Source organism: Sphingomonas xinjiangensis, assembly GCF_014199255.1.
In the GTDB taxonomy this organism is placed as follows: domain Bacteria; phylum Pseudomonadota; class Alphaproteobacteria; order Sphingomonadales; family Sphingomonadaceae; genus Sphingomonas; species Sphingomonas xinjiangensis.
In genome coordinates this window covers 25,456-51,076 of record NZ_JACIJF010000010.1, presented here as the reverse complement: position 1 = coordinate 51,076, position 25,621 = coordinate 25,456, and the positions used below count along the sequence as shown (strand labels likewise).

Annotated in this window: 23 protein-coding genes; 12 read left to right on the top strand and 11 right to left on the bottom strand. The window is 63.3% G+C overall.

The genetic code is table 11. From position 1 onward, the window contains the following. Positions 1–158 precede the first annotated feature (158 nt). Together FHT02_RS14980 and FHT02_RS14975 are read left to right on the top strand one after the other, a co-directional pair. Positions 159–386 carry a hypothetical protein gene (locus tag FHT02_RS14980; RefSeq protein WP_184089310.1) on the top strand — a complete coding sequence of 76 codons (228 nt, stop codon included), beginning with the start codon at positions 159–161 and terminating at the stop codon, positions 384–386. A 148-nt stretch (positions 387–534) separates the two neighbouring features. After that, a complete protein-coding gene (locus tag FHT02_RS14975; protein WP_184089307.1) occupies positions 535–1,710 on the top strand; it encodes a M48 family metalloprotease in 1,176 nt (391 codons plus the stop codon). A gap of 267 nt (positions 1,711–1,977) precedes the next feature. Here the strand turns inward: FHT02_RS14975 and FHT02_RS14970 are convergent, their stop codons facing one another. After that, complete coding sequence (locus tag FHT02_RS14970; protein WP_184089305.1) at positions 1,978–2,178, bottom strand: hypothetical protein; 201 nt, start codon at positions 2,176–2,178, stop codon at positions 1,978–1,980. 558 nt (positions 2,179–2,736) lie between these two features. Between FHT02_RS14970 and FHT02_RS14965 the strand changes: the two genes are divergently transcribed. Beyond that, positions 2,737–2,955 (top strand): DUF6894 family protein, encoded by a 219-nt coding sequence (locus FHT02_RS14965; RefSeq protein WP_184089302.1) that lies wholly within the window; start codon positions 2,737–2,739, stop codon positions 2,953–2,955. Between the two features lie 128 nt (positions 2,956–3,083). On the opposite strand, the gene FHT02_RS14960 is transcribed toward FHT02_RS14965, so the two are convergent. Further along, the gene (locus tag FHT02_RS14960) at positions 3,084–3,383 is read right to left on the bottom strand and encodes a winged helix-turn-helix transcriptional regulator (RefSeq protein ID WP_425506445.1); all 300 of its coding nucleotides are present in this window, start codon (positions 3,381–3,383) and stop codon (positions 3,084–3,086) included. A gap of 707 nt (positions 3,384–4,090) precedes the next feature. Between FHT02_RS14960 and FHT02_RS14955 the strand changes: the two genes are divergently transcribed. Beyond that, complete coding sequence (locus tag FHT02_RS14955) at positions 4,091–4,429, top strand: hypothetical protein (protein WP_184089300.1); 339 nt, start codon at positions 4,091–4,093, stop codon at positions 4,427–4,429. 89 nt (positions 4,430–4,518) lie between these two features. On the opposite strand, the gene FHT02_RS14950 is transcribed toward FHT02_RS14955, so the two are convergent. From FHT02_RS14950 to FHT02_RS21940, 3 genes are all read right to left on the bottom strand, one after another. Beyond that, complete coding sequence (locus FHT02_RS14950) at positions 4,519–4,956, bottom strand: DUF6438 domain-containing protein (protein WP_184089297.1); 438 nt, start codon at positions 4,954–4,956, stop codon at positions 4,519–4,521. Between the two features lie 507 nt (positions 4,957–5,463). Then, positions 5,464–6,696 (bottom strand): histidine-type phosphatase, encoded by a 1,233-nt coding sequence (locus FHT02_RS14945; RefSeq protein ID WP_343056969.1) that lies wholly within the window; start codon positions 6,694–6,696, stop codon positions 5,464–5,466. A gap of 52 nt (positions 6,697–6,748) precedes the next feature. Next, positions 6,749–6,874, bottom strand: a complete 126-nt coding sequence (locus FHT02_RS21940) for a hypothetical protein (RefSeq protein ID WP_281393224.1) — start codon at positions 6,872–6,874, stop codon at positions 6,749–6,751. A gap of 68 nt (positions 6,875–6,942) precedes the next feature. On the opposite strand from FHT02_RS21940, the gene FHT02_RS14940 reads away from it, so the two are divergent. After that, complete coding sequence (locus FHT02_RS14940; RefSeq protein WP_184089291.1) at positions 6,943–9,741, top strand: TonB-dependent receptor; 2,799 nt, start codon at positions 6,943–6,945, stop codon at positions 9,739–9,741. Between the two features lie 52 nt (positions 9,742–9,793). Here FHT02_RS14940 and FHT02_RS14935 read toward each other — a convergent pair whose 3' ends face one another. Beyond that, on the bottom strand, positions 9,794–10,864 hold the full coding sequence (locus FHT02_RS14935; RefSeq protein WP_184089288.1) for a Ca2+-dependent phosphoinositide-specific phospholipase C: 1,071 nt from the start codon (positions 10,862–10,864) through the stop codon (positions 9,794–9,796). Positions 10,865–11,487: 623 nt separating this feature from the next. Here FHT02_RS14935 and FHT02_RS14930 point away from each other — a divergent pair. The 3 genes from FHT02_RS14930 to FHT02_RS14920 are packed head-to-tail and all read left to right on the top strand — an operon-like array spanning position 11,488 to position 15,666. Continuing rightward, on the top strand, positions 11,488–13,173 hold the full coding sequence (locus tag FHT02_RS14930) for an ABC transporter ATP-binding protein (RefSeq protein ID WP_184089556.1): 1,686 nt from the start codon (positions 11,488–11,490) through the stop codon (positions 13,171–13,173). Further along, positions 13,157–14,230: an efflux RND transporter periplasmic adaptor subunit gene (locus FHT02_RS14925; protein WP_184089285.1), complete on the top strand. Its 1,074-nt coding sequence runs from the start codon at positions 13,157–13,159 to the stop codon at positions 14,228–14,230. The genes FHT02_RS14930 and FHT02_RS14925 overlap by 17 nt, the downstream gene beginning before the upstream one ends. Next, entirely contained in the window at positions 14,227–15,666 is a 1,440-nt protein-coding gene (locus FHT02_RS14920; protein WP_184089282.1) for a TolC family protein, read from the top strand. Before FHT02_RS14925 ends, FHT02_RS14920 begins: the two co-directional genes overlap by 4 nt. Positions 15,667–15,796: 130 nt before the next feature. On the opposite strand, the gene FHT02_RS14915 is transcribed toward FHT02_RS14920, so the two are convergent. Beyond that, complete coding sequence (locus tag FHT02_RS14915; RefSeq protein ID WP_184089279.1) at positions 15,797–17,206, bottom strand: mechanosensitive ion channel family protein; 1,410 nt, start codon at positions 17,204–17,206, stop codon at positions 15,797–15,799. Positions 17,207–17,375: 169 nt separating this feature from the next. Here FHT02_RS14915 and FHT02_RS14910 point away from each other — a divergent pair, with 169 nt between their 5' ends. The 4 genes from FHT02_RS14910 to FHT02_RS14895 all read left to right on the top strand — a co-directional run bounded on the left by FHT02_RS14910 (position 17,376) and on the right by FHT02_RS14895 (position 21,349). Next, entirely contained in the window at positions 17,376–19,394 is a 2,019-nt protein-coding gene (locus FHT02_RS14910) for a glycoside hydrolase family 97 protein (protein WP_184089276.1), read from the top strand. 207 nt (positions 19,395–19,601) lie between these two features. After that, on the top strand, positions 19,602–20,264 hold the full coding sequence (locus FHT02_RS14905) for a YsnF/AvaK domain-containing protein (protein WP_184089273.1): 663 nt from the start codon (positions 19,602–19,604) through the stop codon (positions 20,262–20,264). 73 nt (positions 20,265–20,337) lie between these two features. Next, positions 20,338–20,667, top strand: a complete 330-nt coding sequence (locus tag FHT02_RS14900) for a DUF2382 domain-containing protein (RefSeq protein WP_184089271.1) — start codon at positions 20,338–20,340, stop codon at positions 20,665–20,667. Between the two features lie 118 nt (positions 20,668–20,785). Next, on the top strand, positions 20,786–21,349 hold the full coding sequence (locus FHT02_RS14895; protein WP_184089268.1) for a hypothetical protein: 564 nt from the start codon (positions 20,786–20,788) through the stop codon (positions 21,347–21,349). Between the two features lie 82 nt (positions 21,350–21,431). Here the strand turns inward: FHT02_RS14895 and FHT02_RS14890 are convergent, their stop codons facing one another. From FHT02_RS14890 to FHT02_RS14875, 4 genes are all read right to left on the bottom strand, one after another. Next, positions 21,432–22,445 (bottom strand): AI-2E family transporter, encoded by a 1,014-nt coding sequence (locus FHT02_RS14890; RefSeq protein WP_184089265.1) that lies wholly within the window; start codon positions 22,443–22,445, stop codon positions 21,432–21,434. Further along, positions 22,442–23,353, bottom strand: coding sequence for a YhjD/YihY/BrkB family envelope integrity protein (locus FHT02_RS14885; RefSeq protein ID WP_184089262.1), 912 nt, complete (start codon positions 23,351–23,353; stop codon positions 22,442–22,444). The genes FHT02_RS14890 and FHT02_RS14885 overlap by 4 nt, the downstream gene beginning before the upstream one ends. A 629-nt stretch (positions 23,354–23,982) precedes the next feature. After that, positions 23,983–24,531 (bottom strand): DUF1440 domain-containing protein, encoded by a 549-nt coding sequence (locus FHT02_RS14880; protein ID WP_184089259.1) that lies wholly within the window; start codon positions 24,529–24,531, stop codon positions 23,983–23,985. 202 nt (positions 24,532–24,733) lie between these two features. Then, entirely contained in the window at positions 24,734–25,540 is an 807-nt protein-coding gene (locus FHT02_RS14875; RefSeq protein ID WP_184089256.1) for an SDR family NAD(P)-dependent oxidoreductase, read from the bottom strand. Between the last annotated feature and the right edge of the window lie 81 nt (positions 25,541–25,621).

Here is a 25,621-nt window from a genome sequence, read left to right as displayed (position 1 = left end):
GTGCCGTGCCGTTCGCAGCAGCGACCAAGGGCCTCTGCGCGCATAAGTGCAGAGGCCTCTTGCCGTGCCGACTTGGCATACCCGGGTATGCCCATCCTAGTCGCACGTGTGATTCACGCCTTTGAGCTGGTTCGTCATCTTTCGCCAATCTCTCGTCCATGGAGAAGCTGATGGCGAAACGAAGCGAAGTTGCCGTTCAATCGGCTCCCGAATACCTGTTCGCGTCTGCTGCGGTCGCGTTGGCCGTCTCGGCCTGGTTGCTGATGGAGGCTATGGTCGGCGACGACACCTGGTCGATTATCGCGAGCGGGCTGGTCACCGTCACCTTCCTCTCGCTTGGCTCCCGTTCGGGCAGCCGGCGCGCCGTCCGGGTTCTGATCTCGTGACGGGGAAGCTGGGGCGTGGAGCGCGGGCACTCCTGCCATTCCTCTTGCGGGTTGGTCCCGACGAGGCGGACATCATGATCATCAGCTGCCGACATCTTTGGATGCGGTTCGACACGGGTCGACGGCTCGCACTGAGAGGAAATTCCGAATGAACACCGCGCTGGACCCGACTGGTGCCACTGCCGCTTACTTGGCCAAGCTGCCGAAAGGTGCAGTCGAAACGGCTGCGCACTACACGCAGGGCTCCCACTGGGTGCTTGTTATCGGCAAGCTCGCTGCCGTTGTGGCCTGCCTGATCATACTCCGATCCGGGATCCTCCCTCGGATCGCTGCGATGACGGGGAGTCGGAACCGTCAGAACTTTGCCGTGTTCGCAACGGGTTTCGCTGCTCTTCTCCTTCAGGCGCTGCTCCTGATGCCGTGGACGTTCTATGCGGATCTCGTGAGGGAGCGGTCCTATGGCCTCTCCAATCTCACCACCGGTGCCTGGCTGACGCAATCGTTCATCACGGCGGTGGCGGGGGCACTGGTCGGGGGCCTCCTATTCATCCCGCTCTACGTCATCATTCGACGTGCCAAACAAAGATGGTGGATGTGGAGCTCGGCACTGCTTGCGTTGTTGATCGCTCTTGCGACTGTATTCGCTCCGTATGCCGCCGGTCTGTTCAATCGCTACGAGCCATTACAGCCGGGGGTGGTGCATGACGTCGTGACGGATCTGGCTCGTCAGGCGAGCCTGTCGGGCGAGGAGATCGTCATCTACGACGGATCGAAGCAGACCGACCGCTACACTGCGAGCGTCACCGGTGTTGGCGGAACCGCAAGGATCGCGCTGAGTGATACGGTGATGCGCGACCCGGTCGACATACCTGCTATCCGCGCCGTGGTCGCGCATGAGATCGGCCACTACAAACATCACCATCTTCTTATTCTGGCCGGTGCAGTGGCGCTCCTTTCATGCATCGGCTTGATCATGGCGGCGTTCGCGTTTCCGACCGCTCTGCGCCTCCTGGGCGGCGGAGGCGTCGGCGGCATTTCCGATGCTTCCGGCATACCGGTCCTTCTCGCGATATCAGCTGTCTTCACCCTGGTGACCACGCCGGTCGTGAACACCGTCATGCGCCTTGTGGAAAGGGATGCCGATGCATACGGCCTCAATCTGGCAAGAGAGCCAGACGGAGCGGCACGCGCACTGCTTGCTACCACGTCATACAGAGCGCCGAGTCCCAGTCGGCTCGAGGAGGTTATCTTCTACGATCATCCCAGCATCGAAAGCCGGCTGCGCGTCGCAATGGAATGGAAGGCCGCCGCTCAGGGACGGTGACTGCACACCCTGTTCTGATCTGACGATCCCGCCAGAAGGCACTAGCGGTGTTAGTGCGGCCCAAACGGGTCGGCCGAGCATTAGCTCCTCGTCCACGCGCGGCTTGAGCTGAAGCTTCGAGGTACGAAGACGTCGCGCACCACTCTGGCCGGTACAGCACGAGGCGCAGGGGAGAGGAGAGGGAGGATCGGGTTGAGGCTCCGCGTTGGTGTGGGCAAGACCGCAGAAGCGGTGCTCGCCAGCATCTTGAGAGTATGACCAGACCGGTCAGCTCAGGCGTTGGACCGTAACAGGCTGTGCTCGGTCGCTAATCGCCTCGGCCTCAAGCTTGGCCGCGGTACCGGCAATTATCGCCGCTGGGCGCTCGCTGAACCATCCTGGGCGTTCCAGCGCGACCAGGAAGGCGAGAACCGACAAGCCAAAGCAGAGGTAGAACAGGGATGCTTTGAGACCAGGCATCGCGTTCATGTCACTATCACCATCATTGCCTTGCGTGGCGCACACCCCGAACCGGTAGCTGCGCTCAGACTAAGATAGGGTGGTGGAGCCTACGTTCTCTAAACCGCTTGTAACGGATCTTTGCTGCGATGCAACACGGCGACATAGCCGCGCATTCATCGGAGCCGACGCAGGTCGATCTCGACCGTGAGCGTCCGGTCTGGACCGTTCGTCCCTAAAAGCCGCCGTTCCGCTTCCGCCCAATAGCGGACATCATGCTTGCGATAGCGGGCGATCCATGATCGAAGGAAAGCGGATCGGCGGAGGATGGTCGTCACTTCGGGTGGTCGCGCCAAGTCGCCGCCGATCCACCCCGGCTTCCCCGGGAGATTGACCACTCGCGTCGTGATCGGAACAACGACTGTTGGCGCCCCACTTGCGGACATAGGGCCCAGGTCGTGGTCGAACTCCACCGACAAGGAAACCTGAGCAGTGGTCGTAAGTTCATCGCTTTAGCTGGGCGCCCGCGCCGGTTTTTGGAGCGCCTTCATGCCTGTTTACAGTATGAACGTCCGAACGGCGTCACACATGGCGACCACTCTGAGCGTCGAGCGGGAGACTCACGGCGACCTCCGCATAGAGATGGCACGATTTGTGGGCGAGTTGCTGAAGGATCACGCAGCCCTGATATGGATGGATCAAGATTGGCAGGTGGACGTGTCCGACGCGTCTGGATTGATCCTCTACGTCCTCCACGTCTCAGCGGCTGAGACCGCCGCCACGCAGGGAACCGTTCAGCGAGGCTGAGGCTCTGCTGCGAATGCCCGCTTACCACCCAACAACAGACATGCCGCTGTCGCAAAAGCGGCGACATACGAGACGCTCGAAACTCAGCACTTTCGCGACGTAGCGCCCCGGTACCCCGCTACTGCTTCCTAATCGGGAATGCTCCGAGCTTCTGCGGTCGGGCTGGCATCAGATGCATCAAGGTCAAGGTCAAAGCGGTCGCGGGCTGCCCTGAACGCCGGGGCATTGTCGATGATCCACGTCCAAAGCGGCATCATCCCCACGAGCAATCCGCGGCCCAAGGGTGTAAGCGTGTAATCGACCCGCGGCGGAACCTCGCCATGATCCCGGCGTACGATAAGGCCATCGCGTTCCAGGTGACGCAGCGATCGGGTCAGCATACGCTGCGTGACCCCTTCCAGCTGCCTCGCCAGCTCGGCATAGCGCAGCGTGCCCGATACGCCCAGAGCGTGACCACCTGGTGCCGGCGCTCAGACGTCTGCTGGCCGACGTGGATGCGTCGATTGATCTGACGTCGACCACATCATGAGCCTCGATATCGTTGCCGATGGCTGTCAGCCACTAAACCTACGATTCACTAAACGGCTAGCCGTCCCGGTTCACCATCGTTTCGGGAGCGTGGTGAAGCGGAAATGGCGCAACGATCCCCTCCACTTCTCGGAGACCTTCCGGGGGAAGTCTACCAGTTTAAGCCATTTCGCTGTCGCAAGATCAGCGACATACGCGACGTCCGAAACTCGGCACTTTCGCGACGTTAGGACGGTCGCCATCCCGGGCATGCAATGCAGCGCGGGGGCGGTGTTGTCCCAACCTCAGGCGGAAGCGAACTTCTACCTAGGGCAGCGGGATGGTACGGGTTCGCCAACGCGCACCAGGAGAACGCATGATCGGATCACGCTCCAGCATCATCATATTGGCGACGAGCCTTATGCTGACCGCCTGCAATGGGACGGAATCTTCAACCAATGGCCGGGAAAACTCGTCCGGCACGTCGATGCCAATTGAGGGGGACACCAATGTCAGTGCCCCATCGAACGGCACGGTACCAACGACAGCGGTCTCCCCTGTCGCAGACCCGCGTTCTCCTGACGGAGCCGGAGCGCAGCCGGGCCTGCGGCCTCTTTCGCAGGCAGACATGGGAGACGCGGCATTGTCCGGCGAGCTTCGCTGCAGCTTCATGTCGCAGGCCGGCGCAGCGACCATGCTGGTGGCTGCAGGGGACGTCGGGTCCAAGGTGCCGGCTGAGGCGATCGTCGCTGCCGGTGGCACGGTGATGCGTGTGTCGCAGCCTGGCGGCTTCAACGCGATGTTGAAGGGTGCAACGTTCACCGGTGAAGGCGCCAAAGTCCGGATCGCCTTGACGGGACCAGCGAAGGGTGGAGGCGAGTCACCGGCTCGACCGGGGACGCTGCGCTACGAACGTGACGGTCGCGAGCTTGCTGAAGTTCGGGGCGACTGGGTCTGCGGGCCCTAGACGTCGGCGACATTCTCGACCGCAGACATTATGCTCCCGACCCACCTGTTGCACAACGAAGGCGCCAACGGGTCTCGCGAGGAGCCGCTTCAGCGCTGACCGATCAGTTCGGCGATCGGCAGCGCCTGCGGCGCGGCGCGTAGCGCGCCCGCCAGCGCGCGGTGCTCTTCGCGATCGCAGCCATGATCGTACAGCAGGTGCCCCGATCCGTTCGCGCCGGTCCATTTCACATCGGTCGAAGGCAGGTCGGTCGCATAGGTCTTGCAGTTGTCGGGGCCGGAAAGCAGCAGTTCGCCTGTGGGGAGATAGGGTTGCAGCCGTTTGAAGAACTCGGCGGCTTGAGCTGGCGTTGCCGTAAAGCGGCGCTCTCCGATCATCGCGGTGTTGCGGATGCCGGTGAAGACGCCGGCGCCATCGGCGCCGATGGTCACGGTATAGACCGGGCAGAACCCGTGACAGGGCGTCGCCGCATAGGTGATGCTCCGGATCTGCGTCTGTGAAGTGACCGCCGTTCGCGGTTCAGCCACCCTTGCAGTTGTCGCACATCCACCGAGCGCGAGCGCCGCACTCGTCACCCATCCAACTAACCGCATCATCGTGTTCCTTGTTGCTCGGCACTGATATCATCGGGCTACGCCAGCATTCTCGGCTTCCCTCTCATCGAATGCATGCCGGGCAGAAGATCGTGCGACATCAAACGATCCCGTCTTCAGCGGTTCCGCTATCTCACGAGGCGAGACGTACGCGCCGCCCGACAACTAGCACTTCTGCGACAGCCCTGGCGGCAACGACCTGCCCGGGCGTTGGCCCGGGCAGGATCGTGATCAAGCGCCCGGGGCGCTCATCCGGGCGAGGACGCGGCTCAGCTCCCGTTCGGGGTCGGCATCCATGCCGGGCGCGCGCCAGGCCACGATGGCATCACGCTGTCCGGTTCAACAATGATTTCTAGAAGGCAGAAAACGGCGATTCGCTTCAGACTTACAGCCCAATGGGAGGTCGCTGCATCACGGGACTTTGCCGTTGTACCCTCGTGGCTACCGAGGAGCCGATCTTGCTGATGCCGGTCTCACGCTTGCGGAAGCCGACGGACCCAGATTCGCGCTGAGCAGCTCCGTGAACTTCGCCAGCGAGCACCAGCCGTTCCTTCCTTGCGTGCAACTGGGAACAGGTAGCGGCGTACGGTCCACTGTACGTGCACCGGTCCGCAAGGCACGGGGCGATTGCGTGCGATAGAACATGCGCACATAGCGGGTACCACTAGGGTCATGTCCCCGTTCGATTAGGATCGCGCCGCCTGGCGCCACATCGTTCGTCGCGTAGCCGGGCGCAGTGAGATCCACCCGCAGCACGGCAGCCAGCGCTGTCACATTGGTATCGTGCCCCATCAGGACGCGCAGCTGCGGCCCGTCGGGTGCGGCCAGCGTGTCGAGCACGTCGCGCCCCAGCGAAGATGCCTGGTGCGCGGCCATGTACGGCGGACGGGTGAACACATCGAACAACGCCGCGTGCAGGGCGCCCAGTTTCCGTAGTTTTGCAGCGTCCACCCGTCCCCAGCCGACCGACTGCAGCGGCAGCCCTTCCACATATTGCAGCAGCAGGACCTGCGCGATTCCCGACGTGGTCCGGATCGGTCCCGCGAGGTCGATACCTTTGCCGTCTCGGGAGGCCGTAACCTGGGCCTCCTGTTCCGGAGCGCAGCCGCTGCCGCGCGGGCTGCAAGCCAGCACGCCATCAAGCAAGGCAAGGTCGCTCGCGTGACCCGCGGCGAGCGCCTGCATGCCACCAATGTTGCGGTTGATGGATGCGATTGCCGCTTGGGCGTCGAACGACGTGGTACCTGCGCGCAGTGGCTCAAAGATAGGGTCGACCCGGTCGAGCGGCAGATGATGGACTGCAAGCGAGCATCCGTGTGCCAGTCCCTGCGCATAGGCCATGCCGCTGACGATGGTGCGATCGGAGGTGTTGGTGTGGATGGTCACGCTGCCGGCCGCAGGACAACGGGTGGTCCCGATCAGCCCCTGTGCTGCGAATCGCCGGCGATCCTCTTCCGCGACGCGCATCAAGGCGGCCTTGCCGTGATCGGTTATGCGGCTTTCCGCCACCGACCATCGCGGCCACGGCTGCCCGGTGCGGGTGCCGTCTGGCACCTCGCCCGCCAGGGGTGCGCGGATGCCGTGCCGCATCACGAGGATTGCCTGGTCGACGACGATCAAGGGGCGTGCTGTGGCCGAGCTTGAGGCGACGAGCGTGCCCAGCGCAGCAGCCACGATGAGCAAGCGTGATCGGTATTTCATTGATCTCCGGTACGTTGCCGAAGAGTCACCACGATGACAGCCAGGCAAGCACGCGGCCATGACGCGCGGCAAAATGCTCATCCGGCGACCTCGGGGCGCCTTCGGCGATCGCTATATCGGTCTTGTCGCCGATCCGTCTCCACTCTGTCATTTGACCTCCTTAGGGGCCTCCGACGACAGGCCAACAGGCCAACAGGCCAACATCCCGGGGGGAACACCATGAGAATATCGAAAACGCGCATTTGCGCGATCCATTTGCTGTGCGGGACATCGGTCGCTCTGCTCGTGCCTGTTGCCGCATGGGCCGATCCGATCGGAGAAGAGCCGCAAACGACGCCGGGGAACAGCACCGATGCGCCGTCCGCTGACGAAATCGTCATCCACGGCCGCCGCGATACGGTTCGCAACGCACAGGACGAGCAGGTCAAGAGCCAGTCGTTCGCCACCATCGTGTCGGGCGAGGAACTGCGCGCCCAGCCGCAGCAGAACCTGGCCGACCTCCTCACCCGCCTGCCCGGCGTCAACTCTTCAGTCGACCAGTCGCGCAACGCGGCCGGAACGGGTGAGGCGCAGTATCTTTCGATCCGCGGTCTCGACACCTCCTACAACGCCTATTTGCTCGACGGCGTGCGGCTGGCGCAGACCGATGCGCGTACTCGCGCCATTTCGATGAACCTGCTCTCTCCGTTCGCGCTCGCCAGTGTGCGGGTGGACAAGGCGCCGACCGCCAACTTCGATGGCGATGCCATCGCAGGCCTGATCGACCTGCGCACCGCCACCGCGTTCGACCTGCCGGAGCATCACTTCCAGGTCCGTGCACAGGGACAAGCCGCCGGTCGGGCCATGGCACGCGACCAGGATGGGCTGGGCGGCAGCGTTCAGCTTGAAGCCGCACACCGCTTCGGCGATTTCGGCGTCTTTGCTTCGGCCTATTACGGCGTGAAGCACGTTTTGGGCGAATCGACCGCCATGCAGCACGACTGGGAGAAGTATAACAACAATATCCCCGGCATGATCCGTAACAATCTAGACAATCTGACCCCGCGCGGAGTGCAGTGGCAAGCGTTCCGCAATCGTATTGAGCGACTGGGCGGCACGCTTAACCTCGACTGGGATGGAGAGAATATCAGCCTGTACCTTCGCTCGACCTATGGCCGGTACAATCTCAAGAGCTGGATGGATCAAACCGCGCTGCGTCAGACCGACCTTGCTCCCGACCAGATCAATCCTAACCCAAACAACAGGGGCAGTTACGACGCGGCGGGCTTCCGTGCCGATTATGGGCTTACCGCGACGCATTATTTCCGCACCGAACATTCGAACCAGGAGCTGTTCAGCACCAAGCTGGGCGGGCAGTCGAAGGTCGGCAACTTCACGTTCGACTATCATGGCGCCTATTCGCGGGGCGAACAGGATTACCCGCTGCGCATCCAGTCCGGGTTCTCGGGTCGCCCCTATATCGGGACGCCGACCAACACCGGTCTGGCGGCCTATCGCATGGTGACGGCGATCGGCGACAGGACCAGCCCGCAGGTCGTGCTGACCGACGCCGCACGTGCGACCCTGACGGATCTCTCCACGCTCAAACAATGGTATGTCACGCAGCAGTTTGAAAACGCGTGGGAACGCCGCCTCGAGGGCGGGTTCGACGCGGCCTGGCACCATGCCGATCAGGGCCTGGTCTCCATCGCCGCTGGCGCCAAGGTCGAAGATGCCAAGCGTTATTCCAACAGCCTGGGCGATGACGGCGCGCTGCAATATACCTTCCTGACCAGCACGGGCGCGAACTCGCCGCGCTACGCCGCGACCGGGCCGTCGATCGCTGATCTACCGGGCGAGTTGCTGGGCGGGTTCATGCACGGGTCGGCGCAGGTGCCGATCAAGCTGGTCGACACCAAATTCATTGAGGATCAGGTAAGGCGGCTGTCCACGCCGAAGCTGGCATCGCTCGACCCGAACAAACTTCGCGAGAACCGGCTGGACGGCACCGAGAACCGGATCGGCGCTTATGCCATGGCGACGCTCCAGTTCGGCGAACTTCAGGTCGTGCCCGGTGTGCGTTACGAGTACAATCGATTCGAAGGCACCTACTGGCAGGATCAGGGTACCACCGCCGGCTTCGTCACCTCCAATCGCAATTACGATCAGTGGCTGCCCGGCGTCATCGCTAATTACCGCCCGAGCGACGGCGTCGTCGTGCGAGCTTCTGTTCGCAAAAGCTATTCGCGCCCGGCATTTGACCTGCTGCTGGGGCCGACGCGGATCAATCGCAACGATGTGGGTGAAGTCACCGGTATCTTCCTGCCGAACCCCGATCTCGACGCCCAGGAATCCTGGAACTTCGACACCTCGCTCGAAATCCAGGGCTCCGGCACGGACTTCTTCTCGATCAGTCCCTATTACAAAAAGCTGAAGCACGTGCTGTTCTCGACCGGCACGACCAACGCGGGCGGCGATTACAACATCTGGGGTGCGCCCCAGTCGGAAGAGCAGGGTGGCGTCGAAGTCTCACGGCTGTCGACCGATGCCACCGGTAAGGTCTACGGAGTCGAGCTGTTCGGCCGCTACAGCCTGAAAGGCCTGCCTGAATGGCTCTCGGGCCTGGGTCTCCAGGGCAACGTCACGTTGCAGCGTGCTGACGCCAAGGTGTTCGTCAACGGTCAGGATCGCAACCAGCGAATGCCGCAGGCGCCGCGCGTCATGTACAATGCCGCGCTGTTCTACGGCCACGCCGGGATCTATGCCGAACTCAACTACAACTACACCGGCGACCGGCTGTACGATCTGCGATCCGATCGGCCGGACACCTATATCCAGCCGGTGTCTAAGGCGAACCTGATCGTCAACTATTCGCTGCCTTCGGGGCTCACCGTCGGTGCATCGGTGGAAAACCTGTTTGACGAGCACAATTACTGGGCGACCACAAGCGAACGCAAGGCGTACCTATCGAACGACCGCAAGGGCGGTTATGTTGAGACCGGTCGCATGTACATGCTGAACCTGACCTACGCTTTCTGATCGTAAGTCGGTGAAGGGCGGCGTCTTCCAGGCGAAGGCGCTGGCCTTTTCTCTATCGGCAGGTCGCAGTCGCAGGATTGCAGCGCGTGAGCGCCCCGCCGGGAAAGGCGGCGCGATAGACGAGATGCTCGGGATTGCTCGCGCCTTCGTACAGGTCGCTGCTGATCCATTGCGCGCCCGAAGCGATGGCCGCCGCGAGCCGACGACCGTCGTGAGCGCGAGGTTCGGCCAGACCCTCGTCGGCACGGGTACGGACAAGGAACCCCTGCGCTACCAGATGCCGGATGTGCTCCGCCTCGGCCCGGGGGTCCTGGATGTTAAAAATCGCCGCCTCCGCCTCCGCTTCGCCGAAGAAGCCGAACATCGCCCGCGCGCGCAGCGACGGATGGCCTGAACGATACGCCTCCTCATGCGCCCCGCTGCCGTCCAGAACGAACATGAAGCGCCCCGCCCCGCGCGCCAGTGTGGGCCAGGCATGGTCACTCGTCACGGCGGCGCGCAACGTCTCGGCGGGGCCGCGCACGTCGTCCGGCGTGATGATATGATCGCTTCCCATCACGCGGCGGATGTCGTCGTCGAGCGATGCGAGGTTAGCGGCATCAAATCGTGCACCGCCGGCATCTCCGGTGTTCACTAGCACAAACATCGGCGGATGGCCCGGATGCTGTTCGGACCAGCGGCGCAGCTTGCCCAGACAGGCGCGAAACGTGGGACAATGGCTCTCCATGTCGACACCGGGTATGTGCAGCACCTTGGCGCCGGGTTCGCCCATGGCGGCCCGTACTGCCGGGGCAGAGTTAGCGAACAAGCCGGCATAGGCGCCGCCGTTCGGATCGGGCGCCACGTCGATCTCGATCTGGCGGATCCCGCGGGCGAACTGCTTCTCCAGCGGCGGATGGCCATAAGCAAGGGAGGGCCAGTCCTTTGGGCTCGCGGCCTGAATCCGTGCGCGAGTCTCGGGCGATGGATAGGGACGATAGCTGTTGTGCGACCCGATCACTTGCATCTGGTCGATCCGCAGATCGGGTGTCGGGCTGGCGGGGAGGCTGGCCAGCAAGGTCAGCGTCAGTGCTCCGGCGGTTGCTACAAAGGTGCGACGGCGGTTGATATGGGGCGTGACCATAAGTGGCTTGTGCAGCCGCTAGATGACACCCGCGTTTCGCGTGAATGTTTAAACGTGCGCATCGAAAGGCTGTGGAAATCCGTTTGTAGATATCAGCGCTAATTGGCACGGTCGGTCAGCGGTAATTGTCACGCGGCATCCGCGTCGTAGCGCCAAGTCCCGATCGGCTGTCGAAGCGCGCGCGTAGACGATCAGCATCTTTCCCATTTTCCCGTCGAAATTGGCGATTTCGGGATCACATTTTCGGGAAAGCGAAACCTGCAGATGGCCGTCAGTGCAATCGGCGGGGTCGCATTCTCGCTCCACGATCACAATCGGGAAAGGCGTGGCGCCCAGAAGCAATCGGGGTGAGCGCGCGCTTGGCGTCGCAAAAGGTGCGACATACGCAACGGCGGAAAGTCAGGATATTTACTGCACTCGTCGTGTGACAGCGTAAGGTGAAAGGCGGAGCCTTCGAGGATTCGCTAGTCGCGTGATGAAGCAGGCCGCTTCCTGACGCGGAGTAGCCTGCCTCCGGCAGGTGGCGAGAGCGGCTGTTTCGAGTTCAACGCCTTCCACATGCGGCTTGGGTAAGCGTCGAAGAGACCGTATTGCTTTTCGACAAAGGGTATAGGGGAAGCGCGATGGCGGCGGAGCGGCATGGATTCAGGCAGGCGGTAGGGTGGCTCGCTCAGATCGTTGGCCCGGATGCGGCCTACATTCGACTAGGGATCGTCTATACCATTGCGATCAGCCTGCTGGCGCTGGCGACACCGATTTCGGTGCAGCTGCTGATAAACAGTGTTGCTAACACCGCCATGCCGGCACCGTTGTGGGCGCTGTCGGGCGTCCTGCTGTTGCTGTTGCTGATCGTGGCGGGGCTTAGCGCATTGCGGGTCTGGATCATGGCAGCGTTCGAGCGGCGAGTGTTCGCGCGCGTCGTCGCCGAGGTCACGGTGCGTGCGGTACACGCGCAAGATCCGTTCTTTGTCGATGCCAGTCGCGGTGATCTCTTCAACCGTTATTTCGATCTGGTGGTGGTGCAGAAGGCGGTGCCAAGCCTCGTCATCGGCGCCTTTACCATCGTTTTGCAGGCGGTCGTCGGGCTGACGATCACAAGCTTTTACCACCCATTCTTTCTCGCCTTCAATGCAGTTCTGGTCGGCGCGGTACTCCTGGTGTGGCTGGTCGGGCAGCGTGGGGCAATCACCGGCGCTGTTGCGATCAGCCACGCAAAGCACAATGCTGCGCGTTGGCTGGAAAGCGTCGGCGGCTCGAACGGCTTCTACAAGTCCGCACGCCACCTCAACTTCGCCATGGACAGGTCGGAGGCGATGACCGCCACTTACATCGGTGCGCACCGCCGCTATTTCCGATATCAGTTCGCGCAAACCGTCGCGTTTCTGCTGATCTATGCGATAGCAGGCGCGGCACTGCTGCTGCTGGGCGGGACGTTGATCCTACGTGGCCAGTTATCACTAGGGCAGCTTGTCGCTGCCGAACTGATCCTGTCTGGCGTGTTCTACGGCATTTCGCAGCTGGGATGGTACCTCGACACCTTCTACGATCTGGTTGCAAGTTCGGAAGAGCTTTCGCTGCTGTTCTCGATCCCCCAGGAGCCTGAGGTTCGCGGCGACGGCGGGCCGCGTGACGGCGCGGTCAGGCTGACTGACCTGATGCTCGACGGTGCTCGTTTCGACATGACGCTGGATGCGGGCGAACAGCTTGTCGCCGTCGCCGAACCGGGTGCTGAGCGTCGACTTGCGCTGCTGCTTAAGCGGCACGCGCATCCCGAACGCGGGCTGATACGGGTCGGGGGGGCGGATCTGGGTTCGCTGGACATGTACCATCTGCGCTCGGACGTGATCGTCATGGATCGCTCAACCATCGTCGAGGTGACGATCCGCGAATACCTAAACCTGGCGTCCGAAGGAAACACCGGCGAAGCAATGGACGCGATCGCCGCCGTGGGGTTAGAGCGACGGATCGCGACCCTGCGGCACGGACTCGATACGCACCTTGGATCGTCAGGCTTTCCTCTGAGTGTCGGGGAAACCATGGCACTCAAGCTGGCCAACGCGTTGATGGTACGGCCCAAGCTGCTGATGCTCGGACAGATATTCGACCTGCTGCCGCCCGCACGATTGCTGTCGGGGCTCCGCCTGCTCAAAGCGCATGGTACAACGGTACTCCTGTGTACTGGACGTCCCGACGACCTTCGGCTTGACGGCTTCTTCCACCTTGGTCTGACGGAGCAGCGCCGCTTCGACACGCTGGCCGACTTACGTGCAGCTTATGAGCAAGGGGACGCACATGCCCTTTCGATCTGACCGGCTCGCGCACTTCACCACGCTGGCATCGCTCAGGCCTCCTCGGGTCGGGATCGTCGTCGCGTGGCTAGTGCTCGTGGGCGTCGCCGTTACCCTGGCTATCCTTTTCCTCGTTCCCTGGCTGCAGACCGCACAGGGCCGAGGGCAGGTGGTCGCACTCGATCCGCAGGATCGGGCGCAGGAAGTGACCGCGCTCATCCCCGGCCGCGTCGAGCGCTGGTACGTCCATGACGGGCAACACATCGAACGTGGCGATCCGATCGCGCGTATCGTCGATCTCGACCCGAACTTCCTGTCCCGGCTGGCGGCCGAGCGCGCCCAGATAGAGGCGGAGATTGCCGCAGTACGACAGGCTCAGACCGTCGCAACGATCGATGTCGGCCGCAACCGCCAGCTGTTCGCCGAAGGGCTGGCATCGCGACGCGATTATGAACAGGCGCAGATCAAGGTCGCCGAGGCGTCTGCCAAGCTCGCAGACTCACGCGCCAAGCTCAATCGGATCGACGTTCAGCTAAACCGTCAATCGGCGCAGCTCGTGCGCGCGCCTCGCGACGGGCGTGTCCAGGATCTGAATGCCGCAGCGGGCGGCGCACTGGTCTCGGCGGGCACCGTGCTGGCGACTATCGCTCCAGAGCGAGTTGAACGCGCCGTCGAGCTGTTGATCGACGGACGGGATGTTCCATTGTTGAGGCCGGGGCGACCCGTGCGCCTGGAGTTCGAGGGCTGGCCGGCGATCCAGTTCAGCGGCTGGCCCTCCATTGCTCACGGGTTCTTTGACGGCCGGGTGAGAACGATCGACGCGACCGCTAACGCTCAGGGCCTTTTCCGGATCCTGGTAGAGCCCGCCCCCGGCAAGCCTGCCTGGCCCGATCGGCGCTTCTTGCGGCTGGGCGGTAAGGTCCAGGGCTGGGTACAGGGTGAGACGGTATTGGCGGGCTATGAGCTTTGGCGTCAACTGAACGACTTCCCGCTTGAATTCGGACAGTCAGTGACGACGAAGGGCGAGAGCAAGGACGACGACAGGGCGATCGCCACAAAGGCGGGCAAGCCGAAATGATCCGTAAGCTTCTTATCGTGCCGGTGCTGTTCGTTGCGGCAATCGAGGCACAGGCCGAAGGCCAAGAGCCGACGACGGCACAGGTGCCGGGGGCGGGTTCGCTTACTCTGGACGAGGTTTTGCGAAGTTCTGCACGCACCGCGCCGCAGATCGTCGAAGCGCTCGCCCGCATCCGGGCGGCGGAGGGGCGCGCATTAACCGCCGCCGGCGCTTTCGACACCGTATTTGAGGTCGATGGTCGCTCACGCACGTTAGGCTATTATGATGGAACGGTGGTCGCGGGCCGCGCCACTCGCCCGCTGGGCGACAATGGCGGTTATCTCTACGGCGGCTATCGCGTCAGCCGTGGCAGCTTCCCGATCTATGAGGACGAGAACTATACCAATCGCCTCGGCGAGGTGAAGGTCGGCGCGCTATATTCTCTGCTTCGCGACCGGCTCGTAGACGAGCGTCGCACGCGGCGCACGCTGGCGGCGGGCGACATCGATATAGCGCGGTTTGAACGTGAGGCGGCCGCCATCGGTGTTCAGCGCCGCGCTGTGGATGCGTACCAGAACTGGGTGGCCGCCGGCCTGCGCCTACGCGCCTATCGCGATCTGCTGACCTTGTCCGAAAGTCGGCGGGGTGGACTGGCACGTCAGGTGCAACTGGGTTCACGGCCCGACATCCTGCTAGCGGAAAACGACCAGAATCTGGTGCGACGTCGAGCGCTGGTCGTGCGAGCCGAGGGCGATTTCCAGGCCGCCGCCAATGCGCTGTCGCTCTACTATCGCGACGCGGAAGGACAGCCCGTGCTGGTCGCGCCCGAACGCCTTCCTACAACCGCTGAAGCCCTGCGTGGCGTGGCAAGCAATGACCGCACCGCCTTCGCGCAGCGGCGGCCCGACCTCCAGGTGCTGCTTACGCGTATCGATCAGGGTTCCGCTCGCCTCGCGCTGGCGGAAAACGAAATGCGCCCGCGGCTCGACCTGCGCGGCGAACTCGGCAAGGACGTGGGAGAAGTAGGATTGGGCGGGCCGTCACGGACCCCGCTGGAGGGCATCGTCGGCTTCCGGTTTTCCTTACCTCTGCAAAACCGGGCAGCGCGGGGCCGCATCGCGGAGGCTCGCGCCGAAATCGACGTACTTGACGCCCGCAGCCGCTTCCTGCGCGATCAGATTGTCATTGAAGTAGAGGGCATCAACATCGGCGTAGACGCAGCCGAGCGCCTGGCCGTCATTGCTGAACAGGAGCGCCAGCTCGCCGAACGTCTAGCGGCTGCGGAACGCCGCCGCTTCGAGCTTGGCTCCAGCGACTTCTTCCTAGTCAATCAGCGCGAAGAGACAGCAACGGATGCTCGCGTCCGCCTGGTCGATGCACAAGCGCGGATTGCGGCGGCACGCGCTGAACTGGCGGCAGCAATCGCCGATCGGACGGCGTTGGGCTTGCAACCTTGATGAGAAGCTTAATGCGCACGGTAGCTGAACGATGCCATCTTGCGTCCAAATCGCTCCGCCTTGATGCCGGGACTAAACACCTAGTCGGTAATCCTCATTGCCGATAAGGTCGCCGACCTGCTTTGGGCACTCACTCGATGGGACGTCGGTCGTCGAGCAGATCGCCGCCCTTCGTTTCGGCACGCTCCTCGTCCACCAGTTTAGCGATGTGCGCCTCGGGCGCGGCATATTGATCGGCTCTTTCCTTGATTTCTGACGTGCGAGGCTTGAGCGGCTTCGCTGCCGATGCGTCGAACGCCCCTTGGATCGGCAGGGCCGCGCCCTGGTCGAAGCGCAGGCGGTAGATCGGCTCGGGAAGCGCGAAGCCGGCACCTTCAAGCGCGCGCTTGGCCGCGTCGAGGGCCAAGCTGCGCCCCTTCAGATAGTCGGTCCGCGATTGATCGATCCAGCCGAAGAAGCGCAGCACGATGTTCGAATCGCCAACCTCCCGGATGATCGCGGTCGAGGGTGGAGTGGCCAGAACGAAGTTGAGGTCGCGGATCGCTTGAAGCCCCACGGCCATGCCGTCGACCGGATCGTTTTCGGCATCGACCCCCAGGTCGAAGTCGAACCGCCGCTCGGGATTGCGGGTGTAGTTCAGGATCACCGCCTTGAAGACCGTGGCGTTGGGGATGCGCAGATGATTGCCTTCCAACGTCATCAGGATCGTGGCCCGGCTGGTCAGACGCACGACGCGCCCTTCATTTCCTTCGATCACCACATGGTCGTTGGCGCGGAAGGGCTGGCGCAGGCTAAGCATTAGGCTGGAGACGTAATTGTCGACCGTATCGCGGACGGCGAAACCGATCGCGATGCCGATCACGCCCGCCCCTCCCAGCACCGCGCCCAGCAGTGCGGTGGCGCCCAGCACCTCCAGCCCCGCGACGATCCCCAGCACGACGAAGGCGAAGCGCACAAGCGTGGCGAGCAACTCGGCCAGGAACATGTTGGGCGTGACCCGCCGCCATAAGCCGCCGAACGACGCGAGCAGATAGCCCAGACCGCCGATCAGCAACCCGATCGCCAGCGCCACCCCGATAAGCGGCAGTCCCCGGACGATGCCGCGCAGATCGTCTCCAAACTTGCCGAGCGCGGGGGTGAGGTTGCTGTCGACCTTCAGGTCGCGTTCGAGATCATTCTGGACGGTGACGACACCGGCTACACGGCCTGCGATCGCCTCGGCACGGTCGACGTCGCCGGCGGTCGGCACGGTGCCGGCCAATGTCACCACGCCGGCCGAGACGCGGACGCGTACATCGCGAAGCCCGGACACTTCCAGGAAGATGCTGCGGATCCGGCCTCGAATGTCGGAGTCCGACTGACTGTCGGTTCGCGCCGCGATGGCGGCTTGCGCTGCCGCTTGCGTCGGCGTGGCGGCCGGCGCGAGGTCTTGGGCGGCGGCGCTGTTCGCCCCACCCAGCAGCAGGGCGAACAGCGCCAGCGCGAGGATGGCGGCACTGCCGGGCGAAGAGCGGGCGAGGTGGCGGGGGTGGCGCTGCATCCTGATCGTAACCGATGATGGGACGGATCGTGCGGTCGCTCGCGACTTTTTTCAACGGGTGCGAGGCAGGACGCGCATGGAGCCATCGACTTGGCCGAGCGAACCCGGCAACGGGGCGCGGGGTATCTGGCCGCGACGTGCAGTCCGGATATCTTCCGCGGGAGTGACGATGAAGCGGTTGGTGTTGCTGATGATGCTCGTCATGGCGAGCACGTGGCTCCAGGGGTGTTCGCGTGACGAGCAAGGGGCGGGAGCGCCCCGCCTCGTCTCGCCCGATGGGCGGATTGCGATCGACCTTTCCCGCGCAGGCGATGGCCAGCTTGCCTTCCGCGTGACGCACGACCGCGCCGAAATCGTCGCCCGATCACCCATCGGGCTGACACTCTCGTCCGACGAGGGCAAGGCGGCGAGCCCCTTGCTGGACTTGACGATCCTGTCGTTCGCCAAGCGCGAAGGTCGCGAGCGCTACGCGGTGGTAGGCACCGCGCGCGAGGTCGACCGGCCCTATGCGGCGCTGATGGTGCATGCGCGCGAACGGAGCGGCGAGCAGCGCCTGCTGGACGTGGAACTTCGCGCCTATGACGGCGGAGCCGCCTTCCGGTTGGTCGTACCGCCTCAGGCCCGGATGGGGTTGGTACGGATCGGGGAGGAGACCACCGCCTTTCGCTTTCCAGCAAACTACGCCTGTTTGGGCGTTCATCAGTCCGAACTGGCGAACAGCCATGAGGGCGAATACATGCCGGTAGCGGCCAACGCCCTGAAGAGGCGGGGCTATTACGACCTGCCGCTCGTGTGCCGCACAGGCCGGGGTGGCGAGACGCTGGCGATCAGCGAAAGCAACGTTGAAAATTATGCAGGCGCCTATCTCGTCGCGCTTCCAGAGCGGCACCCGGGCGTTGCGGTCAAGCTGACTCCGCATCTCGAGAACCCGAAATTGGCGGTGGACACGCCGATGGTCGAGGGGGGCGTCGCATCGCCCTGGCGGGTGATAATGATCGCCGACCGGCCCGAGGCGCTGGTGGCCTCCACGCTGATCGACGATCTTGCCGCGCCTTCGCGCGTGCTCGATCCGCGCTGGATCACGCCCGGCAAGGCGGCGTGGGGCTGGTGGTCCGGCCTGATGGCACGCGACGTCGATACGCCTGGGCACAATCAGGCGACGTACCGCTACTACATCGACTTCGCCGGACGCTTCGGGCTGCCTTATTACATGATCGACTGGGGCTGGGCGTGGCGGGATCCGTCGAGGCAGGAGAAGAACCCGCTGGCGGATATCACCCGCACCACCGACGGCGTGAACCTGCCCGCGCTGGTGCGCTATGCCCGCGAGCGGAAAGTGCGCTTGTGGCTGTGGGTGAACTGGAAGGCGCTGGACGGCCGGATGGAGGAGGCGCTTGCGCTTTATCAGCGTCTAGGCATCGCCGGCATCAAGGTCGATTATCTGGACCGGCAGGACCAGGAGATGGTCGCCTTCTATCATCGCCTGCTCTCGACGGCGGCCAAGCATCACCTGATGGTAAACATCCACGCCTCGTTCGTGCCGCGCGGGCTGGATCGCACCTATCCCAACTACATGACCCAGGAAGGGGTGATGGGGGTGGAATATAACCGCTGGAGCAAGCGGGACACGGCGGGCAACCATGTCCGCCTGGCGTATACGCGCGCGATCATCGGACCGATGGACTATGCGCCCGGCGCGTTCCGCAACGTCACGCCGGCGGCGTTCGTCGCGCGCAAGCATGCGCCCGAAGTGATGACGACGCGCGCGCACCAGCTTGCGATGTTTGTGGTATTTCCCAGCCCGTTGACGATGTTGGCCGACGCGCCTGGCGCCTATGTCGACGCGCAGGGTGGTCTTGCCCCAGGTGCGGACTTCGTCAGGCTGGTACCAACCGCGTGGGACGAGACCCAGGGTATCGCCGGTGAATTCGGAAACATGATCGCCGTCGCCCGGCGCCAGGGATCGCGCTGGTTCGTCGGGGTACTCAACGACGAGCAGGCGCGCAATGTCATCCTGCCGCTCAGTTTCCTCGGCGCCGGAAAGTGGCGGCTAGCGAGCTGGCGCGACGGCGCGACGCCAAAGGCGGTCGTGACCGGCTCGGGGCAGGTGCATGCCGGACGCGGGGGACTGCGGGTCCGGCTGGAGGCTAACGGCGGCGCTGCGCTGATGCTGACGCCGCAGCGATAAGGCTGCCCGCAGTCAATGCCGCAGCGCCCGGCGACGACTTCCATGAATTATGGGCGGCGTGCAACTCCTGCTGGCGTGGTGAGTTGCATAAGTAACGTCATATCGTTTGTGAGAGGATGCAATGTTGCGTGCTCACGATCTCCCCAATGCGCGGAGATTACATCAGCCGGACCGGCACGCCCACTAAGTAATGAAAAGGGAGTCTTCATGACCACCAGCACAGATATTCGTAAGCTCGCCAGCCTAGATGACTGGGATCTTGTGAATTCGAACCAAGATTTGCGCGGAAAGACGTTGCATGATCTTCAAGGACGCGAAATCGGTCGCGTCGACGACATGCTGGCCGATGTGCATCAGGAGCGTATCGTAGGGCTGCGGCTGCATGACGACCGCATCGTCAATATCGACAATGTCGACATTCGTGACGGCCGCCCGGTGCTGACCGTCGACCCCGGCCGCGTTCCTGCGCCCGCAGCCGGCTTCGACCGCAAGGCGGTGACCAGCGAGCACGTGCCCATCGTCGAGGAGACGCTGGAAGTCGGCAAGCGCCAGGTGGAACTCGGCAAGGTTCGCGTTCGCACCCGCGTGGTTTCCGAAAAGGTGAGCGAGGACGTGGCGCTGCGGAACGAGCGCGTGCAAGTAGAACGCCGCCCGATGCACGAGGCGATCAGTGGTTCCGACGCGGAGGCGCTGCTGAAGGAAGGCACGATCGAAATGACCGAAACGGGCGAGCGCATTGTCGTCGACAAGCAGGCTGCGATCACCGGCGAAGTCGTAATCGACAAGGCCGTCGACAATCGCACCGAGCGCGTCCAGGGCGTCGTGCGCCACACCGAAGTGGATGTGGACCGCGACAAGGACCGGCGTTGAGCAGGCGAGCGCGCGTGTGCCGACAGGCGGCGGTGCGCACGCTCACGACCACCATGGCCTTAAGGGCTAAACCGTGACGGAAGCGACGGACAAGTCCGTGCGGATCCCCATCGTGGAGGAGCGGCTGCGGGTGGAAAAGCAGACGGTGGAGACCGGTCGCGTCAGGGTGGCGTCGCATGTCGTCACTCACACGCAACCGATCCGCGGGACGCTGCGCGCCGAGACGGTACGGGTCGAGCATGTGCCCGTCGGACACTTGTTCGACGAAGTGCCGCCGATCCGGACCGAGGACGACCGGACGATCGTTCCCGTGGTCGAGGAGGTGCTGGTGAAGCGCATTCGGGTCATCGAGGAAATCCATCTGATCCGCGAGCGCAGCGAGACCGCGTCGACGAAGCGGTGACCCTGCGGCGTACTGAGGTGGAGATCACCCGCAACTGACGCGGACAGACGCACCCTAAACCAGGTTGCAATGCTGGGGTCCCCCCGCGGGCCCCGGCGCAAACAGGAGGAAGACAGAAATGGCAGAGATCCCGATCGAAAAGAAGTCAGGCGGCATTCCTTGGTGGGTATGGCTGATCCTGGTTGCGGCGATCGTCGCGATCCTGATCTGGATGTTCGCTGGAAACGACCGTGATGATCGTAAGGTCGAGCAGAGCACAGCGGTGACCGCCCCCATCGGGGCCGAGGATCCTACGAAGACCAATCAGATGGACGCGAGCGCCAATGGCGGGCCGATCACCGATCTGAACATGCTTCTGACGTCCGATGCAAACACGGTTATCGGTCGCGAGGTTCGCTTAAGCGGCGTGCCGGCCGGATCTGTCCCCGCCGATGCGGGCTTCTGGATCACCGGCGACAATGGGCAGCGCGAGTATGTGATCCTGCATGAGGTACGGACCCCGAATACCCCGATCGAGGGCAAGATCAACGTCGACCAGGGCGATCGGCTCGACATTGTCGGCACCGTGCGTTCGGCGGATAAGGGCGTACCCAAAGGCGCGGCGATTCCTGGGCCTACTGATCCACTTCCCGACGGCGTGACGCACTATATCGATGCGCTGTCCGTCACGAAGAGCAAGTAATCCGAGACAGCGAATGCGAGCGGAGCTTCCACTCGCATTCGCTCGACTGCGGCGGCGGAGGAGAAACCGACCTGCCAGGCAATCAGGCGGAAAGTATCTTTGCAACCCAGCGACTGCGATCGAAATGGCCGCACACGATCACGACGGCGGCAGTCAGCGGGACGGCGATCAGTGCACCGGTAACGCCCCAGATCCAGCCCCAGAACGTCATCGCCATGACGATCGCAAGCGGCGACAGCGATAGCTGGCGTCCCTGCAAGATCGGATAGACGAAGTTGCTAATTGCAATCTGGAGGATGGCGAAGCCGACGAACACGAGCAGCGGCATGCCGAAGCCGCCGAACTGGAGAAATGCGTACAGAACGGGTGGAACGATGCCGATGATGTTTCCGATCACCGGCACGAAGTTGAGCAGGAAGTTGAGCAGGCCCCAGACAAATGGGAGCTCAAGCCCCGTCATCAGCGCCCAACCCGTGGAGGCGACCCCCGTCAGAACACTGGTCGCCAAGGTAACCCCGAAATAGCCGCGCACCTGTTCGGAGATGGAGCTCACCGTATCGCGCAGCTTCTCTCGCGCCTCGCCGTCCATCTCAGCATTCATCTTTTGCCGCAGTCTCGGCACCTCCGGCAGCCCGAGGACCACCAGCAGGCCGATAAATCCTGTATAGGTAGCGAAGCTGTACGCACCGGAGGCCAGCATCTGAATGGCGCCGAGGATGCGGTTCCGGTCGGCAGCGCCGTTCAGCCGAATGCCCCATTGCCGCGCCTCGCCAGCGGCAGAGGCATAGAGTTCTTCGATCTGCGGCCATCGGTCGCCGGCCACGGTGACGAGTTGGCCGATCGACAGGTACACGGCGGCCGCGAAGCCAGCCAACATTATCAGCAGCGCGAGGACCGTCAGCGCGTAGCTTAGCCAGGACGGCACCCAGCGTTGCAGCCAGCATTTGAGCGGCCAAAGCGCGGCTACGATCATCCCTGCGAACAGCGCTGGCATGGTCACCGGGTAGCTGGCACGCAGCGCCGCCACGCTCAGCACGAACCCGATCAGGGCCAGCAGCCGGTCGCGATAGCGATTGGCAGCCGAAGCCGGAGTCACCGTTTCACCTCATGTTCCCCTACACGGCCGCCCGGCGTCCGGGTGATGCGCAGCGCCTCGGCATTCACCTTGGCGCCGAACAGCATGATGTAAGCCGATAGCATCAACCAGAGTTGGAGCACGACCACCGCAGAGAGCGAGCCATAGGTGTTACCATAGCTCACGATGCGCCCGACATAGAACCGGAAGGCCAGCGTCGCCCCGAGCCACAACAGCACGGCGGAAACCGTGCCGGGCAGGACCCACAGCCACGGCACGGGTGCACGTGCAGCTGCGTAACGGTAGGTTAGCACCAGCGCCACCACGGGGCCGAGCGTCAACGATCCCCACAACAACAGGTTGAATGCTTCGGTCGCGCCCGGCAAGTTCTTGGGGACGAGGTTCTGGATCAGCGCCAAGGCAGAGATTGAGACCAACGCCGACAGCAGCAGTCCTGCACCGGCCAGTACGACTGCGATAGCGACCAGCTGATTGTAAAGCGGGCCGCGGCCCTGCTCGACCCCGCTGGCGATATTCATGCCGTGAAGCAGCGACCGGCCGGCGCGCCGGGCTCCGAAGAGGGTGACCACAGCCGAGACGAGAAACGCCACGCCGCCCGGACGATGACGGGCGAGGCTGTTCGTCAACCAACTCTGCACCAGGTTCTGGGCGCTCTCGGGAAGCACGTCGACCAATGTGGCGATGTTGCTTGCGACGACCTGCGAAGGCACGAGCATGCTGTAGGCGACTGCCACCAACCCGAGCAGCGGCAGGATCGAAAGAAAGGATGCAAAGGCAATCGAACTCGCAACGATGCCGTAATCATCCCGCATCGCGCCATCGGCCGCTCGGGCGTAGATCCGGCCCCATTCTCGCCACCCGATCCGCCATGGCGTCGCCCGCTCCGGCCCTTGAGGCGCTCTGGTCACATGCTCCCACCAGCGGGTGACCGAATTGTCATACAGTGCAGAGAAAATGGAGATTGGTCCGGTTCCTTACGTCAACTGCGATCGCCACCATCCATCACCAAGCCACCCCTGTCGAGCACGGGCTTGCCACATGGTGCAAGGCTCCCCGGCTCAAGGTGCGATGTGGCGCTGAACCTGTGATCTGGGCCGTCGAGTGTCCGGCTTGGGATTGCCCAGGGACGATCCGACCGCTAACGGCTCAGATCTGGCGCTTAGCTGCCACTGTGGGTCTCATGAACAATGGTCCGATGAGCCGATTGGCGCCCGAACCGGACGTTCCGGTTTCCACGCACCTTCAGCCATGCCGATGTCGCAAAAGCGGCGACATATGCGACGTTCGGAACTCAGCACTTCTGCGACAAGGGCGTGGGCGCTAGCGTCCAAGCTCGGCAAAAACTAATCCGTTTGGTCGCTGCGAGAACGAGCCATTCGTTTGACGAATACTTTTCAGCGCGCGAGCTCGTCGATCCTGGCGCTCGCCACTTGAACCGGGCTTCCGCTGAGGTGCGAAGGTCTTCCGGCACTAAGCGAGACCTTCGCCACATGGGCTGCCCTCCAGGGCGGGGCCTCGGCGGTATAGTGCGATCTTCTCAAGCGCTCCGAGAATCTGAGCCGCTCAACGCTTTTTGCATGAAGTTGAGGCTGACCTCCGTAGCTACGCCGTAGACCAGATGAGCGACAAGCCCCCGCGCGTGAGCTTGTCGCGGATAGCGCTGCGGCTTTGCGCTAAGGCCGGTGACAGCATTGAGGGCCTCATCCTGGAGAAGGAACAGGCCGAAGCCATAGAGCAGCCCACGCGTGGCCCCTGACACCGGAAGCTTGTCCCGCGTGAGGGAATACACCGCGGCCGGACCGACACCGATGGCGTAATGAACCGCTACCTCTGCCCATTTATGCTGACGGTTGGTCGTTCGAGCGCCGATGTGCTGCTCGGCCGTAGCTGCCAATACGCCCGCTGGGGCCTCTCCACCCGGCCTCACTGACAAAGTTCTCGCGCGGGTCGCCTCGTCCTCTCGATTCCACATGAACCAGTCGGCCCTGTCCATGAGCCAGACCGCGGCCGCTCCGGCCGCAGCACCCGCCAGTCCAGTCGCCAGAGGGCTGATCTTTCGAGCGTTCTGCTCGTGAGGAACGTTCATGATGGCTCCTGGTTTGGCGATACGCTGACGTGACGAGCAGGGACAGGTAGCGGTTCCGTTCAAACACCGATGTGAGAAGATCGAAGGGCTCTTCTGAGCGCCCCTGCCGACGTTGCGAGAGCGAGGCGCACCAGCATGTCGCCTCACTCAGCCGGCTTGACGGGCACCAAGCACGATTGTGAACAGCCAGGCACTGGCCTGACTAAAGCGACGAGTGGTCACGGACCGCCTCTTCCAATGCGGGCCTGTTGGCCAGATAGCGTTGATCGACGGCCTTCGGGTCTTCACGGTTCAGGGCGATCAACCCCGCCCTGGCTTCTCCGCCTCGGATCACCTCCAGCGCGTGCGTCTCGATCCCCACCACGATCGCGTTGGCCACTTCGGAAACAGGTTCCCGCGCCCAGCCCAGCTCAGCGCCGGCATTACTGGACCGCATCATCTCGGTGTCGGTCGCGACCGGGTAGACCGTCAGCACGTAAATACCCTCGCCCAGGAGTTCCCGGCGCAGTGCCTCTCCAAAGTGCGCCAAGCCCGCCTTCACTGCCGAGTAAGTTGTGTAGAAGGGCGTACCGATCAGGCCGATGCCAGAACTCACCTGAACAATGAGGCTGTTTCCGGCTTGGCGCAGCGCCGGAAGTGCTGCCCGCGTCAGTAATATGGGGGCCAGTAGGTCAACCTCCACCATTGTACGAATGTCGCCTTCGGCGACCTGCTCAAGGCGACCTGCTCGAACGACGCCGGCGTTGTTGACGAGAATGTCGAGCCCCCCCAGCTTGGCCGTAGCGCCCTCGATGGTGGCCATGCGGCCTTCAGAAGTGCCGACATCAGCGGCAACTCCGCTTATGTCGCGACCTGGCTGGGCAAGATCATTCACAGCCTTGGCGAGAGCTTCTTCCCGTCGGCCGGTTATGACGACGCGTGCCCCCTTTGCGAGTATGGCTTCCGCCAAGGCAAAGCCGATGCCGCTCGACCCGCCGGTTATGAGAACACGCTTGCCCGTGAGATCCATTGCTTGCTCTTCCTAATCTGCCAAGGCTGGCTTGATTAGAACAGTAACGCGCTGCGGCTGATATAGCCCCTCGTTTTGGAA

Coding starts and splice junctions, on each gene's coding strand:
- FHT02_RS14980 (WP_184089310.1), top strand. CDS start 159: ATGGAGAAGCTGATGGCGAAACGAAGCGAAGTTGCCGTTCAATCGGCT.
- FHT02_RS14975 (WP_184089307.1), top strand. CDS start 535: ATGAACACCGCGCTGGACCCGACTGGTGCCACTGCCGCTTACTTGGCC.
- FHT02_RS14970 (WP_184089305.1), bottom strand. CDS start 2,178: ATGAACGCGATGCCTGGTCTCAAAGCATCCCTGTTCTACCTCTGCTTT.
- FHT02_RS14965 (WP_184089302.1), top strand. CDS start 2,737: ATGGCGACCACTCTGAGCGTCGAGCGGGAGACTCACGGCGACCTCCGC.
- FHT02_RS14955 (WP_184089300.1), top strand. CDS start 4,091: ATGGGAGACGCGGCATTGTCCGGCGAGCTTCGCTGCAGCTTCATGTCG.
- FHT02_RS21940 (WP_281393224.1), bottom strand. CDS start 6,874: ATGACAGAGTGGAGACGGATCGGCGACAAGACCGATATAGCGATCGCC.
- FHT02_RS14940 (WP_184089291.1), top strand. CDS start 6,943: ATGAGAATATCGAAAACGCGCATTTGCGCGATCCATTTGCTGTGCGGG.
- FHT02_RS14935 (WP_184089288.1), bottom strand. CDS start 10,864: ATGGTCACGCCCCATATCAACCGCCGTCGCACCTTTGTAGCAACCGCC.
- FHT02_RS14930 (WP_184089556.1), top strand. CDS start 11,488: ATGGCGGCGGAGCGGCATGGATTCAGGCAGGCGGTAGGGTGGCTCGCT.
- FHT02_RS14925 (WP_184089285.1), top strand. CDS start 13,157: ATGCCCTTTCGATCTGACCGGCTCGCGCACTTCACCACGCTGGCATCG.
- FHT02_RS14920 (WP_184089282.1), top strand. CDS start 14,227: ATGATCCGTAAGCTTCTTATCGTGCCGGTGCTGTTCGTTGCGGCAATC.
- FHT02_RS14915 (WP_184089279.1), bottom strand. CDS start 17,206: ATGCAGCGCCACCCCCGCCACCTCGCCCGCTCTTCGCCCGGCAGTGCC.
- FHT02_RS14910 (WP_184089276.1), top strand. CDS start 17,376: ATGAAGCGGTTGGTGTTGCTGATGATGCTCGTCATGGCGAGCACGTGG.
- FHT02_RS14905 (WP_184089273.1), top strand. CDS start 19,602: ATGACCACCAGCACAGATATTCGTAAGCTCGCCAGCCTAGATGACTGG.
- FHT02_RS14895 (WP_184089268.1), top strand. CDS start 20,786: ATGGCAGAGATCCCGATCGAAAAGAAGTCAGGCGGCATTCCTTGGTGG.
- FHT02_RS14880 (WP_184089259.1), bottom strand. CDS start 24,531: ATGAACGTTCCTCACGAGCAGAACGCTCGAAAGATCAGCCCTCTGGCG.
- FHT02_RS14875 (WP_184089256.1), bottom strand. CDS start 25,540: ATGGATCTCACGGGCAAGCGTGTTCTCATAACCGGCGGGTCGAGCGGC.